This is a genomic window from Arthrobacter sp. KBS0703, assembly GCF_002008315.2.
Lineage (GTDB): Bacteria > Actinomycetota > Actinomycetes > Actinomycetales > Micrococcaceae > Arthrobacter.
This window is the reverse complement of sequence record NZ_MVDG02000001.1, coordinates 4,302,527-4,320,139: the sequence shown is the minus strand read 5'-3', so window position 1 is coordinate 4,320,139 and position 17,613 is coordinate 4,302,527. Positions and strand designations below refer to the sequence as shown.

Genomic DNA, 17,613 nt, shown 5'->3' with positions numbered 1-17,613 from the left:
TCTTACTTTGTGATCTGGCTCAATCTTTTCTCAGGCCCAAAGCAAAGTTGAGGCACGAGGAGATGTGGGAAACGCGATGAAGCTCGAAGCAGAATTAATGCGTGGAGGCACCAGTAAGTGCTGGGTGTTCGAAGCCGAGCATCTGGACGAGTGCGGCACCAGCCCTGATGTGCTGCTGCCGCGGCTGTTCGGCAGTCCCGACCCCCGGCAGATAGACGGGGTCGGCGGGGCGACCTCGACGACCAGCAAGGCCGTCATCCTGCACCGCCCCGACGACGAGAATATCGACGTCGACTTCACCTTCGCCCAGGTGGGCATCGAAGAGGCCGCAGTGGACTGGGGCAGCAATTGCGGCAACTGCTCGGCGGTTGTAGGCCTCTACGCGATCGAGAAGGGATGGGTGATCCCCAGCGGCGACATCACCCGGATCGTCACCCGCAACACCAACACCGGCCAGGTCATCGTCCAACGCGTGGCCACGCCCGCAGGTGCCCTTCCCATCGTTCCGGACGCCCGGATGCCCGGGGTGCCCTTCCCCGGATACCGGGTCGGGCTCGGCTTCCAGGACCCTGCCGGCAAGACCACCGGCAAGTTGCTTCCCACCGGGTCAGCTTCAGACCGGATCACCGCCGGCGGAACCCGCTGGACCGTCTCCATGGTCGACGCCGGAGCGCCGGTAGTGATTCTCCGTGCCGAGGACCTTGGCCTTGACCCGGAGCGCTACGACAGCTGGCTCGCCGGGGTGGAGCTGCAACTGGAAACCCTGGAATACGTCCGTCGCCAGGCCGCAGTGCGTATGGGGCTGGCAGCGACCACGAGCGAAGCTGCCCGCGCCGTCCCCAAGGTCGCAATCGTGGCTTCGCCGGCCCAGTCCGATCCGGACAGCGACGTCAGCGTCATGATGCTCTCGATGGGCAAGCCGCACCCGGCCTTGGCCATCACCGGCAGCATCGCACTGACCCTCGCCGCCCGCACCCCGGGCACCGCACTCAACGACATCACCGGCGACACCCTTCAGCCCACCCTGCGGCTGCGCACACCGGCCGGGGTCATCGAAACCTGGTGCGAGGAACGGGACGGATCGCTGCTCGTCGGCGTCGACCGAACGGCCCGCACCATCGCCACCACCATCATCCACCTCCCCGAGGCCTTCGGCAGCGCCGTCGAGGCCTCCTTCGCCAGCGCCACTCAATGAGGAGACAGCATCATGACTAAGACCGCAGAACAAACTGCACCCCTGGAAAGCGACACCCGCGACGACGGCTCACAGCGTCCCAACCGTCGCCGCCGTATCCTGCTGATGACGGTAGCCGCCATCACTATCCTGGGTCTGGCCGCCCTCCTGTTCGGGGGTGTCCTCTTCAATCCAGCGGCCGCCTCGGGATCGGAGCCGACCATGACCGCCACCCAGATCATCCCGCTCGTCATTCTCGTCGTGATGTTCGTCGTCGCCACCAAATGGCCGCTGAACATCGGCGTCATGGGGCTGGTGGCATCCTTCGGCGTCGGCTACTTCATGCTCGGAATGAGCGACAAGGAAATCCTTGAGGAGTTCCCGGCCAGCATCGTCCTGACGATCATCGGCGTCACCTACTTCTTCAGCATGGCCCAAAGAAACGGGACCATCGACATCATCGTTCAGACCTGCGTGCGCCTGGTCAGGGGCAAGACAGTGCTCCTGCCATGGGTGTTCTTCCTCATGGCTGCCGCGCTGACCGCTCTGGGCACCTTCTCACCGGCCGCCGTCGCACTGCTGGCACCGGCGGCCCTCGGACTTGCCTACGAGTCACGCATCCACCCTGTCCTCATGGGCGCCTTCGTCATCAACGGGGCCCACGCGGGCGGCTTCTCCCCGCTGTCCGTTGCGGGCGTGCTGGTGCACGACATCGCACTGAAAAACGGATTCCCCATCTCCCAAGGCGCGCTTTTCACGGCCAGCTTCGCCCTCAATCTCATCCTTTCAGCCCTGACCATCGTGCTGTTCGCCCTTTTCGGCAAGCTGCACGATAACCACGTCAACGAGTACGCCGGTCTCGACACAACCCGCGTCGGACGTCCGAAGGGTCAACAGATCTTTACGCTGGCGTTGATCGCTGTGATTCTCGTGTGCACCCTGGGCTTCCACATGCCCATCGGATTCGTCGCTCTCTCGGCCGGCCTGCTTCTGGCATTCGTCAACATCAAGGAACACAAAACGTTCATCGGCGGCGTTTCCTGGTCCACGGTCCTCCTGGTGGCCGGCATGATCACCTACGTCTCACTGCTCCAGCACGTAGGTGTCATCGACACCCTCGCCGAGCAAGCCCTCGCACTGGGTGCACCCCTGCTGATCGCCCTGGTGCTCTGCTACGTCATTGGCGTAGGCTCAGCCTTCGCCTCCTCCACGGCATTGCTGACGGCATTCATCCCCCTGGCCGGTCCCCTCTTGGCATCCAGTTCGCTGAGCGCTTCGGGAACCGTCGCTGCACTCGCCATCGCCGCGACAGTGGTGGACGTCTCCCCCTTCTCCACCGACGGCGCCCTCGTTGTAGCCAACGCCCGGGAGAACGACCGCCAACGCGTCTACAAGCAGCTAATGATGTACGCCGGCGGAGTGGTCCTGGTGGCCCCCGCGCTGGCATGGGCCCTGCTGGTACCCACCGGCATCATGTGACCCGGATCCCGCACCTCGGCCACCGGTCAGCCAAGACGGTGACCACGCCGATGTGTGAAATCTGCCGGACTCAACGTCCGGCACGCGCGCTGCCGTTCCCGCACTCCATCGCAACAGGTAGCCCGACGGACGGGCGCGGGAACTCCGCAGCATGCAAAGGAGGCAGGGTGACCACGACGTCGCCCTGCCTCCTCCCATAATGGATCAGCGTCAGGAGTGCTCCGATGGATTCCGCTCAGCCGGTATCGCGGCCACTACTTCGTCGCCGATAGACCAGAATGCCGATTAGCCCAAGGGGTGCGACGTCGGTCTCGCGCGTATTGGCCGATCGCCCGAGCGTTTCCCTGATCTGCAACTTTACCAATCTTCACTTTGGCTGGAACGGTCCATCCGCGACAGTCAACTTGCGGCGAACGTCCAACAGGACCCCGCATGCATTCCCGTCGCGGTCGCGGAAGCACTCAGGGATCTGTAATTCTGTGATGCCAGGGAACAGACAAGGACACTCAGGCCTTCCAGCCCATCCTGCCCAAAAACTATCCGCACCACATCGGCAATGCGGTCAGCCCCGAAACATGGGTTGGGAAATTCCTCCGCTGCCATTTCTGTCAAAGCCAGGGCAGCATCATGGGGATTGGAGTAAGGCGTCATACCGAATTCACCGTTCTTTTTTCTCTGCGAGACAGTTGTGGGGACCTACCCCACTCGGAAGCGCCCAAGGTACTGAAGACACAGCAAGACGATGGCGTGCGGAGGTCAGAAGGTTAACGAGACGGCGGCTGCGCTAACAACAGCCGGTTCCGACGCTGAACGTCCAAGTGCACTGCGCAAATTCCAACCGATGGGCCGAAGTCTAGAGGGGTGGTTCGGCGTGCCCTTTCTGGGGTAGGTGCGGCCGCCCAGTCAGACCAGCCGTCACGTGCTCACTAATGTGCTGACGTTTGGTACTCCATCGGAGATCTCCACTCCGGCTTTAGGCCATGTGGACTCACTGACCACAAGGGCGGCACCCGCTTGTTCGTATTCATCTTGGAGAGTGCCGGTATCGAAGCGGACTTAGATCGCCCGTGTATCGTCCCATGGTGCGAGCAGGGCGTGGGCATTCCGGTGATGAAATCCGTACACCGTACTCTCCCATAGGTCGCTCCCTTTCTCGGCCGATGCGATAAGCGCGGCCCCCGTCTGGCCGTGTCCGCGTCGGACGCGACCACGCTCCGCTTACCCAGGAGATCGCGGATCTAGGGTGCTTATTCGTATGGTCCTGCGCAAATAGATCTTCACTGGATCACCGGATAGAAAGGCATTCCAGAATTCCTATGTCGCGGAACTCATCCGATGTTTGATACTGCTGGGCTGTGATCATCGGGGTGTTCCTGAGCATATCGGGGGCCGGCCTCGCCCTTCTTGAGACGTTTCCGCAACGCCAGCAGCCACCAGATCGCCGCGAGTGCCATGAAGCCGGCGAAAACGTAGGCGTTGCCGGCGAATGCGGGGAGGAAGATGAGCGCAGCTTCCACCAGCAGGAAGACGATGAGGCTGACAATCAGGAGCGGCACGCGTGCCCGGCCGAGATCGAATGTGCCAGGCTCGGCTGCTGGAATCCGGCCACGGGCTGCAGCATTGAGAAGACCGATGGTCTGCAGCACGTAGGTTGTGAAGAACGCCAGGGTCGCGATGCCCAGGAAGTAGTTGAACGCCTGCTGATTGATTAAAGCGGACAGCAGAAGCAGCACGGACACGACGCCGAGCGAAACAACTGCTGTCGAAGGCGTCTTCCGCTTTGATGCGACGTGCCGAAGCGCGTGCGAGAACGGCATCATGTTGTCACGAGAAAGTGAGTACAAAAGTCGAGTTCCCACGAGCACGTTGGACAGCAGGCAGACAAGGATGTTCGTCAGTGCGATGGCAACGACCATGCGTGCGAACACTGGCCCGAGCTGCCCAGAGATGATCTCTTCGATCGGGGCGGGCGAATCCGCCAGCGCGGCAGGGTCCTTGATCGCGAGCACGTACACGAGGTACATGAAGAACTCAATGACGCACGACACCGCAAAGGCATAGAACATGGTGCGTGGAATTACTCGTCGCGCGTTCTTCGTCTCTTCTGCAACATCGGCAACAGCCTCGACGCCTACCAAGCCAAAGAAGGGGCCGAGCGATGCGGAGAACCAGGCAAGGATGTAAGGCGTCGACTCGTCGGCGCTGCGCCCGACAAAGAGTGAAGAGATCGGTTGCGCGTTGTCCGGGATAACGATGAGTAGTACGGCGATGACTGCGGTGACACCGACCGTCACGACGATTTCCAATCCGACACCGATGTTGTTAACAAGGGTTGCCAGACGTACGCGGTATGCGTTGATGAGGACGCACACGATGACGACGCCGACGGCGATGAGGATCTGCTGGGGTTGGGTGAGCTGCCAATCGAAGACGCTCCCGAAGTACCCGGCAAAAATGTATCCGAGGCTGGTCATGCCGCTGATCCAGCCGATGAGGGCGCTGACGCCGGTGAACCAGCCGAAGGTGGAGCCGTTCAGCCGGCTCGTCCACTGATAGGCATAGCCGGCGAGCGGAATCTTCGCGGCGATATCCGCGGCAATCAGCGTCCAGAGCAGGAACACCGGGATCGCGAGGAAAAGGGTCCAGATGAATGGCGACCCGGCATTGAGGTACCCGGCGGAAAACCCGGTGAACACCGCCGTGGTGGCGCTGATCGTTGAGAAGCCGATAGCGAACGATGCGATCCGGCCGACGGAACGGTCCAGCTTCTGCTTGTAGCCGAACTCCTCGAGGCGCGTGTCTTCGTCCTCGCCCACTACCCGCGGTGGCGGTGCAAGCGATGGATCCTGATGTGTTTTCGATTCGGCCATGGTGTTTCTCCTCGCGTCATTGCTGGACGGGTCCGGAAGACCTGTTATTGATCAATGAAGCCAGCAGAGGGGACGGCGCGGAAGGTGAAAGTTTCTATTTATTGATAAGCACGGCTGATAAGTCAGGCGGACTTTCGGGGAACCAGTCGGCCGAGCATGTGCTGCACCAATGGGCGCATGGCCGTTGAAAGACGCTCCGGGCGCCAGGCGACCGCGGTGAAGCTGGTTGGTCTGTCGATGATCGGAACGAACTTAATACCCGGCCGATCGTACAAACGAACCATTGAGGACGTCGTGAAGCTCAGTCCGACTCCGCGGGCTACCATCGTGGTTTCCGCTTCGTATGTTGCGGCCTCGGCCGCAACTATTGGGGGCTTGCCTTGGCGTGCGTCCGCAGCGAGCCAGTAGTCGCGCCAGCGTCCTGCGGATTGCGGTGCCACGATGATTGGTTCATCCAGGAGCTCTTCGATGCGTAGCTCGGACCTGTTCGCCAGGCGGTGAGAGCGTGGAAGGCATGCGACCCAGGACTCTTCGGCGACAACCGCCATCTCCAGGCCCGGTACGTCGACGGGTGGTCGTAGCAGGGCAATGTCCGTGGCTCCGGATGCGAGCCCGGCGCTTGGATCAGAGAAGTCGTACTCGACGGTTTCGATGGTGATATCGGGGAAGGCACGATCTGCCCCATCGAGGAGCTGGAACAGTAGATCTGCGCCGGTGCCGATCAGATAGCCGATGCGCACGTGCGCATGGTCGACGAGCATCGCCACAGCCTCGCGTGCCAGGTCAACTTCAGCGAGGGCCTTCCGCACATAGGGCAGCCAGTCTCGCCCGAGCTTCGTGAGAGCAACCGAACGAGTATCACGGTCAAACAGGCGATCACCGATGGCCCGCTCGAGCTGCTGGATTGCCCCGGACAGGGCCGGCTGCGTGATGAACAGTTTCTCGGCCGCGCGCCGGTAGTTCAGCTCGCTGCCCAGTACCTCGAAGTACCGCAGCAGCCGCAGGCTCACGTCGGGTAAGGACCGCATGTCACCAGCTCCATTGATAAGCAGTAGTTATCTCTTCAGTGTAACTTCGACCTTCCGTCCCCCGGAACGCGGCCACAAACTGGATCAGAGTCTTCCGGATGCATGAAAGTAGGAACCCCCAATGGCCAGTCAGAGCCGATCGATCACCCTTGAAACTCCCGCACGGCAGGAGTTCTTCGATGTGACGTCCCAGCTAGAGGACTTCGTTCGGGACAGCGGGGTGTCCGATGGGATCGCGATCGCCTATTCACCACACACCAGCTGCTGCGTGGTGATACAGGAGGAGTCCGAAGACACCACTTACTACGGCACTCAGCTGCTCCTGCAGGACACTTTGAACGTGTTCGCCAAGATCGCGCCGACGACGCGACATGAGGGGCAGTACCTTCACCCGGGGCCGATCCACATCCGAAATGCCGGCGAACTGCGCAGCGAGTTGCCGGAATGGGGGCTCAACACCGATGGGCATATCATCTCCTCAATCCTCGGCCGTTCAGAGGTCATCCCGATCGTCGAGGGAGAGCTTGTGCTCGGAGAGTTTGGGCGCGTGTACTTCGGGGACCTCGACTCTGTTCGGGCGCGTACACGCACGGTGCACTTCCAGATTCTGGGCAGCTGACGGTGCTGGTTTATGCAGTGGACGTCGGCACCACCAACCTGAAGGTGGTGCTCTACGACGACCAGCTGCGCCGGCTTGGGACCGCTTCGGCGCCCGCCGTGTACGCTCGTGACGGCGTTCGGGTCGAGTTCGATCCCGAACAGCTGTTCGACACCGTGCTCGATCTGATCGGCCAGTGCGCGGCGAACTGCGACGATGTTGCCCGACACGAGGCCGTCATTGCCATCACCGGGCAAGCTGAGTCGCTCGTGATCAACGACCGGAGGGGCACGCCCGTGCGTCCGGGGATGTCCTGGCTTGACGATCGTGCGGTGGCCGAAGCAGCCGAACTCGCCGAACGGTTCGGGACTGATTACGCGTTCGCGGTCACGGGTCAACCCTTCCCATCTGCGACCTGGCCGGCCGCGAAGCTGCGCTGGCTTGGGCGGCACGAGCCAGCGACGCTCGACTCCGCTCGATCGGTGCTCATGATCAAGGACGACTTGGTCAGGCGTTTTACCGGGATCGCCGTCGGAGAGATCACTACTCGTGGTTTCACCTACTTCTGGGACGTGCCGAACGGCATGTACTGGCACGAGATGCTTGATTTCTGCTCGATTCCAGGCGGCTCTCTCCCGGAGGTGGTACCGGCCGGGACTGAGGTGGGCCAGGTTTCCGAGGACGTCGTGACCCGGCTGCCGGGCGCGAGCGGGTACCGTGTCAACGTGGGGGCGCTCGATCATTTCTGCGCCATGGCCGGCACGGGTTCCTATGCAGCTGGCATCGTCAGCGAGTCCGCAGGGACGGTTCTTTCCCTCTCTCTGCTCGATCACGAGTGGTCGTTCGACGCGGACCGGAAAGTTTCCTTCCATTCTGGCCTCCGCCCCGGTGACACGGTCCTGTTCAGCGGCGTCGACGGTGGCGGGGCAGCCTTGGAATGGTTCCGAGGCCATGGCCTCGCCGGCATGTCCTACGACGAGCTCGAGCAGCGGCTCGGATCCCGGGAATACCGCGAACCGCCAATCTTCCTGCCCTATCTCACCGGGGTAAACCCACCGGACTACTTCCCGGACGCCAAGGGCGCGTTCCTGAATCTCGACCTCGGCCATGACCAGATCGACATGGCCTTCGCTGTCGAGGAAGGAATCGCGCACCTGCTCCGGCGCAATGTCGAGTACCTCTCGCCTGAGCCCGCACACGGGATGGTCTCGACAGGCGGGGGTGCCGCTTCCGCGTTCTGGAACCAGCTCAAGGCGGACGTCTGCGGAGTGGACGTGCTCGTCCCGGACGAGCACGAGGCAACGTGCCGCGGCGCCGCAGTGCTGGCCCTTGTCGCCGGCGGAAAGCTCAACCGGCTCGAGGACGCGAACCAGCTGCATGCACCCGCCACGGTCCGGTACCGGCCGTCCCAAACGGAAACACGGCAGGCACGTTACCGGCTCTTCGCAGACTATCTGCGCCGCCTTTACCAAAGCTGATCACGACGGAGGACACATGAAAACGCAGGACACGATGAAAACGGAGGAGACACAGATGAAGTTGTGCTGTTCGTCCCCCATGGTGCCGGGGACAACACTGACCGAGAAGGCTGAACTGCTCAAGCAGTGGGGCTACGAGGGGATCGCAGTGTTTCAGCCGCTCGATACCTGGGATGACAAGACCCGACGTGAGCTGACCTCGCTGCAGAGCCGCACCGGTGTTCGGCCGGTGGAATTCGTACTGACGGACGATGTCTACGGTAAGGCCATGTCCCCGAACGCGGCGCTCAGAGAGCAGTGCCGGGCAATGTACCGGGAATCGGCAGCGGTCTGCGCCGAGATCGGAGCTGTCACCGAGATCGAATTCGAATACGGCTCGCAGAACCCGCTGCCGCTCTTCGAACCTTTCCAGCAGCTGAACACCCAGCAGCACGAGGAGTTCCTCGCTTTCTACCGAGAGATGCTGGACCTCGTGGCCGGATCGGAGGCACACATCCTGCTGGAGCCAATCAACCGGTACGAGAGCCGGTACCTGAACCAGGTGGCAGACAACATCAGGATCATCGATGACGTAGCGCACCCCAACGCCGGTCTGCTGCCTGACCTGTTCCACATGTCGATCGAGGAAGCCGACCCGGCGCAGGCGCTGCGTGATGCCGGAGACCGGACCGTCCATGTGCATCTCGGGGACAGCAACCGCCTGCTGCCAGGCCACGGTCACCTCAACTGGCCAGAGATCTTCGCGGCGCTACGCGACGTGGGCTATGACGGATACCTCAACCTCGAATGCTCAACCATGGGTGACGCATCGACGACGCTGCCCGCGACCGCAAACTATCTCCGGAAACTTGTCGAGGCGTGAAGGCCGCACTGACCGCTCCGTTCTTCGAGATCGGGCCGAAGAACTTCCTCCGCCGCGCCGAGCTGGAAGCGCTTGCGCACGCCGCTGGGCGCGCGGGCAGCGAGTTCGACGTCGCAGTGGTCCTCACGGTGCCGATAGCGCTTGTCGCCCCGATCGCCGATCTTCGCACCGGCGTTCTCGTCTTCGCGCAAGGCATGGACGCGGATCTGCCGGGCGACTCCGTAGGACGCGTGACCGCTGAGTCGCTCGTCGACGCCGGTGCCGCTGGAGTAATGCTCAACCACGACAGCAACCCGCTAGACAACGACAGCTTGGCCCGCACGGTTCACCGGGCCCAGGCCGTTGATCTACAGACAGTCGTATGCGCGGGAACAGAAGCCGACGCCTTCCGGTACACCACCCTGGGTCCAACCGCAGTCCTCTTCGAACCCCCCGAGCTCATCGGAACCGCCGGCAACGCCGTCCGGGCATGGATTCCCGGCACCACTGCAGTTATGCGGGAAGCACACCCGGATGTGCTCGTCATGCACGCGGGCGGCGTCGCGTCACCATCGATTGCCCGGGCCATCATGGCCGCCGGCGCCGACGGCACCGGCTCGACCAGCGGCGTCCTCACGGCGGACAACCCATGTGCCGCCGCACGGTCGTTCATCGCCGCCGCCCGAGCCGGATGGGACGACGCCCAAACCGACGCCCCGGCGCCGACCAATCATCAACACCAATAAGGAGAAACAGAATGGAAACCAACCTCAACGGCAAGACCGCTGTCATCACCGGAGGAGCGCGCGGCATCGGCCTGGCGATCGCTCGGTCGCTGGCATCGGAAGGCGCCAACATTGCCCTGCTCGATCTGCTTGACAATGTTGCAGAAACCGCGCAAGAGATCGCTGATAAGTACCATGTACGAACTTTAGGGCAGCAACTCGATGTCACCGACCAGGACGCGACCGCAGCTGCCTTCGACGCAATCAGTGAGGGGCTCGGTGTCCCGCAGGTCCTCCTGACCGCAGCGGGAATCGAAATCAACGGCGATTCAGTGGACGTTTCAGCCAATGAATGGCGCAAGGTCATCGACGTGAATCTGACCGGGACATTCTTCGCGGCCCAGTCATTCGGCCGTGGCTTACTCGCGGCCGGCTTGCCCGGGAGCGCAGTATTCATCTCGTCAATGTCGGGATCCATCGTGAATGTGCCTCAATGGGCGGCGTCGTATAACGCGTCAAAGGCTGCGGTCGCCCACCTCGGTAAGTCTTTGGCGGTCGAGTGGGCGGCGGCAGGCATCCGAGTCAACTCGATTGCCCCAGGGTACGTTCTCACTGACCTGACTCGGCAAATCATCGAACGCGAACCGTCCCTCGAAGCCGACTGGATCTCTCGAATTCCTCAAGGCCGTATGGCCACACCCGAGGACCTTACAGGGCTCGTGAGGTTCCTTGCTTCGGACGTTTCCAGCTATCTGACTGGCCAGGAGATCATTATCGATGGCGGGTACACCGCGATCTAGCTTCAGAAAGCTGTCCGGGTGATGCGCGTTGCCTGCTTAGTTGCCAGCAACGCGCAGACCCGGACAGCGAACTGCCTGCTGTTGAATGCCATCATCATCGGAACAGGAGTCGACGAGGTGATCCCCACCCCGAGAGCGTTCACCGCCTGGACCGACGCTCTGGCCTTCTCCGGCGGCGGCTTCAGCGGAATCGTCGCATCCAACGGAGCTACCCCCACTGGCCCAAACCCGGCACATTTCTGAACCTTTCATTGGCCGGGGAGGCACCGCATGATAGGCGCATGACCCAAACCGCATCAGCCGACGAAACCTCCGTATCCAGCGCACATCGCGAGCTCCAGGAGGCCGGCGTCCGCGCCGTGATCGGCACGGTGGTGAATGCTGCGGGCATCACGCTGGCCAAGAGCGTTCCGTTGGCCCGGCTCGGAGCCTTCCACGAATCCGGGATGGGTGCCGCCCCTGTCTGGCATGTCTTCACCATCGACGGCGGAATAGCGTTCACGGACAGCATCACCCCCGTAGGCGATATGCGCCTCAAGATAGACATCGCGGGACTCCGCGTCCTGCGGGGCGGCCGGGCATGGGCACCAGCCGGCCTTTTTGAACAAAACGGAGCCGCCTCCCCTGCCTGCACCCGCAGCGTTCTGGCCGGTGTCGACGGCAGTCTCAACGGCGCCGGATACCAGGCGCTCGTCGGCCACGAACTTGAGTTTTTCCTGGTCTCCCCTGATGGTTCAGCGCTGGAAACCACGCCCTGGGTTCCGTACGGGGCCACCGGGCTCCTGGACCGCTCGGAATTCCTTGACGATCTGCTGTCGGCGCTGAACCGGGCCGGCATCCCCATGGAGCAGATCCACGCCGAGTACGGCAGGAACCAGTTCGAGTTTTCCCTTCCCCCCGCCCCGCCCGTTCAGGCCGCGGACACTGCGGTCCTCGCCAAGATCATCGTTGGCATCGTCGCCAGGGCCCACAGCATGCAGGCCTCGTTCTCCCCCTCGCCCTTTCCCGGCACGGTCGGAAACGGCGCCCACCAGCACTTTTCGCTCCGAAAGAACGGCCTGCCGCTGTTCTCCGGCGGCAGCGGACCGCACGGCATCTCCGGCGAGGGAGGCGCCGCCATCGGAGGAATCATCGCAGGACTCCCGGATATGCAGGGTTTCCTCACGGGATCAGTCCTGTCCGGAAGCCGGCTGGCGCCCGGCACGTGGTCGGGTGCCTACTTATGCTGGGGCCTGGAAAACCGGGAAGCCTCAGTGCGCTTTCTGAACGAGGGCACGAGCAATCCGCACGGAGCCAACGTCGAGGTGAAAATCATCGACCCGTCGGCCAACGTGTACCTGGCCTCCGCGGCCATCCTCGCGCTCGCCCTCGACGGCATCCTCGGCGGTCGCGAGCTTCCGGCGGAGGTACCGGACGACCCGGGACGGCTTTCCGAAGACGAGCGGCACCGGTCCAACGTCCGTTTGCTCCCAAACTCCCCCGCCGCCATCATCGACACGCTGGACAAGTCACGCCTTGCACGCGGGCTTCTCGGCGACGCCGTCGTGGATGCCACGGTGGCCGTGCGGCGCTATGAACAGCGGACCTTCGCGGAACTCGCGCCTGACGTACTTGCCGAACGCTTCCGCCTTGCCTGGTCAATCTGATGGCGGGCAATTCCTTTCCGGACTTCGTCGAACACGTCAGCCTTATTGACCACCACGTGCATGGCGCGTTTCATGCCGACGGTGATGAGTCACGCTTTCAGAACGCGCTCAATGAGGGGAACACCGAGCCTCTGGCCAACCCTGGGGACGCCTACAACACGCAAATCGGGCTCGCCATCCGCCGCTGGTGCAGCGGCATTCTCGATCTGCCGCGGCACGCCTCAGCGGCTGACTACTGGAGACGGCGCTCCGAGCTTGCAGAACTCGAGGTCAGCCGGCTCATGACCCGGGCTGCCGGCGTGAGCGACTGGCTGATCGATACAGGATTGGATACCGCTGACTACCTCGGCATGGCCGGGATGGCCGCCGCCTCCGGCGGGCGAACCCACGAGATCGTTCGGCTGGAAGCGGTCGCCGAGTCATTGATCCAGGAGATTTCCGACCCGGCAGGTTACGTCGATGAGTTCGGCCAGCGGCTGCACGAGCTCACGCGCAGCGCCGTGGGCGTCAAAACAGTTCTCGCCTACCGCGCAGGATTCGACCAGAATCTCAGCCGGCCCACCCCCGCCGCGGTCGCCGAAGCAGCCCGGCGCTGGCAGGAGCGCTGGCACGAGAAAGCGGGCGCCGGCATCAGGGCGAAGCTCACCGACGTGACCCTCATGGCCCACGGGATGCATACGGCGGCGTCCATGAAGCTTCCGCTGCAGTTCCACGTCGGATTCGGTGACCGCGACCTGGACCTCCACAAAACCAATCCCCTGTACCTCCTGGACTTTCTCCGTTCCCCCGAAATCCGGGGCACGCCGATCATGCTGCTCCACTGCTATCCGTTCGAGCGCGAGGCCGGCTATTTGGCGCACGCTTTCGAGAACGTCTACATCGACATCGGCCTTGCCCTGAACTTCACCGGGGCACGGAGCCCGGACCTCGTGGCCCGCACATTCGAACTGGCCCCCTTTCCAAAAATCCTCTACTCCTCCGACGCATACGGCCCGGCCGAACTCCACTACCTTGGGGCGAGACTCTGGCGGAACGCCATCACCAAGGTGGTCGGCGGATGGATCGACGACGGCGACTGGTCGGAGGCGGACGCCCGCAAGATCGTGCAACTCATCGCACGCGATAACGCCCGCCGCGTGTACGCGCTCCCCTGAGCCGCCGGCCCGAGCCGGCCCGAGAAGGGCCGAGCCGCCCCGAGCCGCCCCTGGAAGGGCCGCAATTGGCCACGGATTGCCCGCCGTGCGCCCCCGGAAACGTGAACGCAATGAACTTAACGTTCTCTGGTTACACAAGAGTGAGCGGCGTCACTTTCGGCCCTAGCATCGGAGAACCCCAATCAAACGGACCAACGAGAAGAGGAACAACATGCGCGGATTGAGCGCATTGCGCGTGGCTGCAGTCGCGGCAGGCATCGCCCTGATGGCGTCAGGCTGCGGAGCAACCGGGAAGCCTGCCGCCGGCCCCTCCACGAGCGGAGCCAGCACCGCCCCCCTTGCCGGACTTCGCATCATGGTGCCGAACACCCCCGGCGGCGGCTACGACACCACGGCCCGTGCAGCGGCGAAGGTTCTCGAAGACGAGAAGCTTGCCACGAACCCTGAGGTCTTCAACCTCGCCGGCGCCGGCGGCACCGTGGGCCTGGCCCGCATCGTCAACGAAAAAGGCAATGGCGATCTGGCCATGCTCATGGGCCTTGGCGTCGTTGGCGCAAGCTATACGAACAAGTCCGAGTCGAAGCTGACCCAGACCACCCCGTTGGCCCGCCTCATCGAAGAGCCTGGCGCCATCATGGTCTCCAAGGACTCCCCGTACAAGACCATTGACGATCTTGTAGCCGCTTGGAAGAAGGACCCGTCCAAGATCAGCGTCGGCGGCGGCTCCTCGGCCGGCGGCCCGGACCACCTCCTGCCCATGCAGCTCGCAGGGGCCGTGGGCATCGACGCCAAGAAGGTCAACTTCGTTTCCTACGACGGCGGAGGCGACCTGCTCCCGGCCATCATCGGCAACAAGCTCGGCTTCGCGGCCTCCGGAGCCGGCGAATACATCCAGCAGATCCAGTCCGGCGACATCCGAGTGCTGGCGACAAGCGGTGAAAAGCGCCTTGAAGGGGTAGACGCCCCCACGCTCAAGGAATCCAACATCGACCTGGTGTTCACCAACTGGCGCGGCATGGTAGCTCCCCCCGGCGTCAGCGACGCTGACCGCGACGCCCTGATCGCCACCCTGGAGAAGATGCATGAGTCAGCGGCGTGGAACGAGACGCTGAAGACGCGCGGCTGGACCGACGCCTTCATCACCGGCGACGAATTCAAGTCGTTCCTCACCGACCAGGACAAGCGCGTTGCCGACGTCTTGACGAAGCTCGGCCTGGCGTGACCTCCTTGTCTTCCCGCCTCAAAGGCCGCTCCGAGCTGGGCGTCGCAGCCCTGCTCGGGGCGGCCGGCGCCCTGGTCCTCCTCGACGCAGCGCGCCTGGTTGTGCCCTACTCCCAGTCGGATCCGGTAGGCCCCAAAACGCTGCCCATCGTCGTGGGGGCACTCCTGCTCATCTGCGCCGTGATGCTGGCAGTGAACGTTGTGCGCGGCGGCCGCGGCGAGGCCGAGGCCGGCGAAGACGTCGACCTGACCCACCCGGCCGACTGGAAGACAGTCCTCCCGCTGGCCGGCGCCTTCATCGCCAACATCCTGCTGATCGACTGGGCCGGCTGGGTCATCTCCGGAACGGTGCTCTTCTGGGGCAGCGTCTGGGCGCTCGGAAGCCGCCACTACGTCCGCGACGGACTCATTTCCCTGGCGCTGGCGCTCTTGACCTTCTACGGCTTCTACCTCGGCCTGGGCATCGCCCTTCCGGCCGGGCTCCTTGAAGGGATTCTCTAAATGGACATCCTGTCCTCACTCATGGCCGGGTTCGCGACGGCGCTGACCCCCATGAACCTCCTGTACGCCCTGATCGGCGTCATCCTGGGCACCGCCGTCGGCGTCCTGCCCGGCATCGGCCCTGCCATGACCGTAGCGCTGCTGCTCCCGGTGGCCACCGTCCTCGAACCGACCAGCGCGTTCATCATGTTCGCCGGCATCTACTACGGCGGCATGTACGGCGGTTCCACAACGTCCATCCTGCTCAACACTCCCGGCGAATCGTCCTCCGTGATCACCGCGATCGAGGGCAACAAGATGGCCAAAGCCGGAAGGGCCTCCCAGGCCCTGGCGACGGCGGCCATCGGCTCGTTCATCGCCGGCACCATCGGCACCACCCTCCTGGTGGTTTTCGCACCGATCGTGGTCCAGTTTGCGGTCAGCCTCGGCGCGCCGAGCTACTTCGCCATCATGGTCCTGGCCCTGCTCGCCGTGACCGCCGTCCTGGGTTCGTCGCGGCTCCGCGGTTTCGCGTCCTTGGGCCTCGGCCTGGCCATCGGCCTCGTCGGGCTCGACTTCGTCTCAGGCCAGGCCCGCCTCACCTTCGGCCTGCCGCTGCTGGCCGACGGCCTCGACGTCGTGGTGGTCGCCGTCGCAATCTTCGCCGTCGGTGAAGCCCTCTGGGTGGCGGCGCACCTGCGCCGCACGCCGCTGCAGATTATCCCGGTTGGCACTCCGTGGATGGGCAAGAAGGACTGGAAGCGGTCCTGGAAGCCCTGGCTGCGTGGCACGGCCCTCGGCTTCCCGTTCGGCGCGCTGCCCGCCGGCGGCGCTGAAATCCCCACCTTCCTCTCGTATGTCACGGAGAAGCGGCTGTCCAAACACCCCGAGGAGTTCGGCAAGGGCGCCATCGAAGGCGTTGCCGGGCCGGAGGCTGCCAACAACGCCGCTGCGGCCGGCACCCTGACCCCTATGCTGGCCCTCGGCCTGCCGACGAACGCCACCGCCGCCGTCATGCTGGCCGCCTTCACGCAGTTCGGGATCCAGCCCGGACCGCTGCTGTTCAAAAACGAGGGTCCCCTGGTCTGGGCGCTGATTGCCAGTCTGTTCATCGGCAACTTCCTCCTGCTGCTGGTCAACCTTCCCTTGGCCCCGGTCTGGGCGAAGCTGCTCCGACTTCCGCGCCCGTACCTGTACGCCGGCATCCTGTTCTTTGCCACGCTGGGCGCCTACTCGGTGAACCTGCAGGCGTTCGACCTGGTGATCCTGATGGTCCTGGGCGGCCTCGGCTTCATGATGCGCCGTTACGGGCTTCCCGTCCTGCCGCTCATCCTCGGCGTGATCCTGGGACCGCGCCTCGAAAAGCAGCTACGCCAGGCACTGCAGCTGAGCGCGGGCGACGTGTCCGGCCTATGGAGCGAGCCGATCGCCGTCGTGGTTTACATCATCGTGGCTCTGGTCCTGGCCTGGCCTCTGGTGGCTAAGCTCTGGCGCGCCCGGCGGCCCCGGACGTCCGGGCTGGCCATGGCCGGCGCCCCTGCTATTGACGGACCCCTTGTTGAGGGCACTCGCGCTGACAGCCCTGCTGTTGCTGTGCCTGCGAACGCTGAGGCGGCCGAAGTCCCGGACGCCACCCCCGCCAACCACGGACAGGAGAAATCGTGAGCATCATCGTCGGCTACGTCCCCACCGCAGAAGGCTCGGCAGCGCTCGACCGCGCCATCAGCGAGGCGCACAAAAGCCAGAGCCGGCTGGTCATCATCAACTCGTCGCGGGGCGACGCCATCGTGGACAAGCGGTACGCCCAGGCGCAGGACATCAGCGAGGTCACGGACCGGCTGGAGAAGGAAGGCATCGAGCACCTTGTCCTGCAGCCGGTCCGAGGCAATGACGCAGCCAACGAGGTCCTGGACGCCGCGGAGAAATACCAGGCGGAACTGATCGTCATCGGCCTCAGGAAGCGCACCCCCGTGGGGAAACTGATCATGGGCAGCACGGCGCAGCAGATCCTGCTCGAAGCGTCGTGCCCTGTGCTGGCGGTCAAAGCCGGCGCCTGACGCTGCAGCGGAGCACTCATCAGTCCGCGCCACCCACCACGTCAACAACCTCGCCCCCGAAC

Annotated in this window: 16 protein-coding genes; 14 read left to right on the top strand and 2 right to left on the bottom strand. The window is 63.8% G+C overall.

Translation table 11 applies throughout. The annotated features are described in order from the left end of the window. The first annotated feature begins 76 nt into the window (after window positions 1-76). On the top strand, window positions 77-1,195 hold the full coding sequence (locus B1A87_RS20015; RefSeq protein WP_078026984.1) for a PrpF domain-containing protein: 1,119 nt from the start codon (window positions 77-79) through the stop codon (window positions 1,193-1,195). Between the two features lie 12 nt (window positions 1,196-1,207). Further along, the gene (locus B1A87_RS20010) at window positions 1,208-2,653 is read left to right on the top strand and encodes an SLC13 family permease (RefSeq protein ID WP_078026983.1); all 1,446 of its coding nucleotides are present in this window, start codon (window positions 1,208-1,210) and stop codon (window positions 2,651-2,653) included. Window positions 2,654-3,981: 1,328 nt separating this feature from the next. Here B1A87_RS20010 and B1A87_RS20005 read toward each other — a convergent pair. Both B1A87_RS20005 and B1A87_RS20000 read right to left on the bottom strand, forming a co-directional pair. Further along, window positions 3,982-5,523, bottom strand: coding sequence for an APC family permease (locus tag B1A87_RS20005; protein WP_078026982.1), 1,542 nt, complete (start codon window positions 5,521-5,523; stop codon window positions 3,982-3,984). A gap of 122 nt (window positions 5,524-5,645) precedes the next feature. Continuing rightward, window positions 5,646-6,551, bottom strand: a complete 906-nt coding sequence (locus B1A87_RS20000) for a LysR family transcriptional regulator (RefSeq protein WP_221937596.1) — start codon at window positions 6,549-6,551, stop codon at window positions 5,646-5,648. 121 nt (window positions 6,552-6,672) lie between these two features. Between B1A87_RS20000 and B1A87_RS19995 the strand changes: the two genes are divergently transcribed. From B1A87_RS19995 to B1A87_RS19940, 12 genes are all read left to right on the top strand, one after another. Then, window positions 6,673-7,170, top strand: a complete 498-nt coding sequence (locus tag B1A87_RS19995) for a secondary thiamine-phosphate synthase enzyme YjbQ (RefSeq protein ID WP_078026981.1) — start codon at window positions 6,673-6,675, stop codon at window positions 7,168-7,170. A 2-nt stretch (window positions 7,171-7,172) separates the two neighbouring features. Beyond that, window positions 7,173-8,627 (top strand): L-fuculokinase, encoded by a 1,455-nt coding sequence (locus B1A87_RS19990; protein WP_185982374.1) that lies wholly within the window; start codon window positions 7,173-7,175, stop codon window positions 8,625-8,627. Window positions 8,628-8,643: 16 nt separating this feature from the next. Continuing rightward, a complete protein-coding gene (locus B1A87_RS19985; RefSeq protein ID WP_185982373.1) occupies window positions 8,644-9,489 on the top strand; it encodes a sugar phosphate isomerase/epimerase in 846 nt (281 codons plus the stop codon). Further along, on the top strand, window positions 9,486-10,214 hold the full coding sequence (locus tag B1A87_RS19980) for a triose-phosphate isomerase (protein WP_078026978.1): 729 nt from the start codon (window positions 9,486-9,488) through the stop codon (window positions 10,212-10,214). Before B1A87_RS19985 ends, B1A87_RS19980 begins: the two co-directional genes overlap by 4 nt. Before the next feature lie 11 nt (window positions 10,215-10,225). Continuing rightward, window positions 10,226-10,993, top strand: a complete 768-nt coding sequence (locus B1A87_RS19975; RefSeq protein WP_078026977.1) for an SDR family oxidoreductase — start codon at window positions 10,226-10,228, stop codon at window positions 10,991-10,993. A gap of 18 nt (window positions 10,994-11,011) precedes the next feature. Beyond that, complete coding sequence (locus B1A87_RS19970; protein WP_139362699.1) at window positions 11,012-11,236, top strand: hypothetical protein; 225 nt, start codon at window positions 11,012-11,014, stop codon at window positions 11,234-11,236. A 38-nt stretch (window positions 11,237-11,274) separates the two neighbouring features. Further along, window positions 11,275-12,639, top strand: coding sequence for a glutamine synthetase family protein (locus B1A87_RS19965; protein ID WP_078026975.1), 1,365 nt, complete (start codon window positions 11,275-11,277; stop codon window positions 12,637-12,639). Further along, window positions 12,639-13,793, top strand: a complete 1,155-nt coding sequence (locus B1A87_RS19960) for an amidohydrolase family protein (RefSeq protein WP_078026974.1) — start codon at window positions 12,639-12,641, stop codon at window positions 13,791-13,793. Before B1A87_RS19965 ends, B1A87_RS19960 begins: the two co-directional genes overlap by 1 nt. Window positions 13,794-14,004: 211 nt before the next feature. Next, window positions 14,005-15,015 (top strand): tripartite tricarboxylate transporter substrate binding protein, encoded by a 1,011-nt coding sequence (locus B1A87_RS19955; protein ID WP_078026973.1) that lies wholly within the window; start codon window positions 14,005-14,007, stop codon window positions 15,013-15,015. Beyond that, on the top strand, window positions 15,012-15,515 hold the full coding sequence (locus B1A87_RS19950) for a tripartite tricarboxylate transporter TctB family protein (protein WP_078026972.1): 504 nt from the start codon (window positions 15,012-15,014) through the stop codon (window positions 15,513-15,515). The genes B1A87_RS19955 and B1A87_RS19950 overlap by 4 nt, the downstream gene beginning before the upstream one ends. Then, window positions 15,516-17,159, top strand: a complete 1,644-nt coding sequence (locus tag B1A87_RS19945; protein WP_144275898.1) for a tripartite tricarboxylate transporter permease — start codon at window positions 15,516-15,518, stop codon at window positions 17,157-17,159. It begins immediately after the preceding gene. Beyond that, on the top strand, window positions 17,156-17,551 hold the full coding sequence (locus B1A87_RS19940; RefSeq protein ID WP_078026971.1) for a universal stress protein: 396 nt from the start codon (window positions 17,156-17,158) through the stop codon (window positions 17,549-17,551). The genes B1A87_RS19945 and B1A87_RS19940 overlap by 4 nt, the downstream gene beginning before the upstream one ends. Window positions 17,552-17,613 lie beyond the last annotated feature (62 nt).